Genomic DNA, 654 nt, shown 5'->3' on the forward strand with positions numbered 1-654 from the left:
GACCCGATCGACGCGATGCTGGCCGCCGCGGCGGCGTGAGCCCCGGTTCAGGCGCGCGCGGAGAGCGCGAGCGCCGGCGGTCGCGCGGGCGCGGCACGCCCGGCCGGCGCATAGCCCTGCACCTGCACCTGCGCCTTCGGCAGCGCCGCGCCGGCGATGGTCTCGATGACGCGCGACTGCAGCGCGACCGCGCGTTCCAGCAGGCGGCGATTCTCCCGCCCCAGCTCGTCGAGCCGCCCGGCGAGCTGCGCGGCGGCCTGGCGCACCGGCCCCTCCGGTGCGCTGCCGTGCTTCACCTGCGCGGCATAGGCGGCGGCGAAGGCGTCCGAGGCGGCGATCTTGGGCCCCGCAAGGCGCGCCGCGCGCGGCAGGTCGAGCGCGGCGAGCGCCTCGTTCTCGGCGCGCAGCGCCTCAGCCAGGCGCTGGCCGGCGAGGATCAGGGTGTCGATCATGGGCTGGGCTCTCCCGTATTGGGGGTGGTGGTGGCGGCGGCGCGCATGCGGTGCATCTCCCGCAGCACGAGGTCCGACAGGCCGAGGCCCGCGCCGGCGCGCGTCGCGGCGGCGGCGTAGGCCTCGACCAGCATGGGCTGCCATTGCGCCTCGGCCGCGCCGCCGCCCCAGCGGCTGCGCGAGGCGTCGACGGTGGCGAAGA

At 78.0% G+C, this 654-nt stretch carries 2 protein-coding genes; both read right to left on the minus strand.

Features of this window, described 5'->3' with window-relative positions; all coding sequences use genetic code 11:
• Positions 1–47 precede the first annotated feature (47 nt).
• Positions 48–452, minus strand: coding sequence for a hypothetical protein (locus HW578_RS27370; protein WP_198373827.1), 405 nt, complete (start codon positions 450–452; stop codon positions 48–50).
• Positions 449–654, minus strand: a 206-nt coding sequence (locus HW578_RS27375; RefSeq protein WP_198373828.1) for a rod-binding protein, incomplete at its 5' end; no start/stop codon positions are given. The genes HW578_RS27370 and HW578_RS27375, both read right to left, overlap by 4 nt.

It is taken from the genome of Roseomonas rosulenta, from assembly GCF_016106005.1.
Lineage (GTDB): Bacteria > Pseudomonadota > Alphaproteobacteria > Acetobacterales > Acetobacteraceae > Neoroseomonas > Neoroseomonas rosulenta.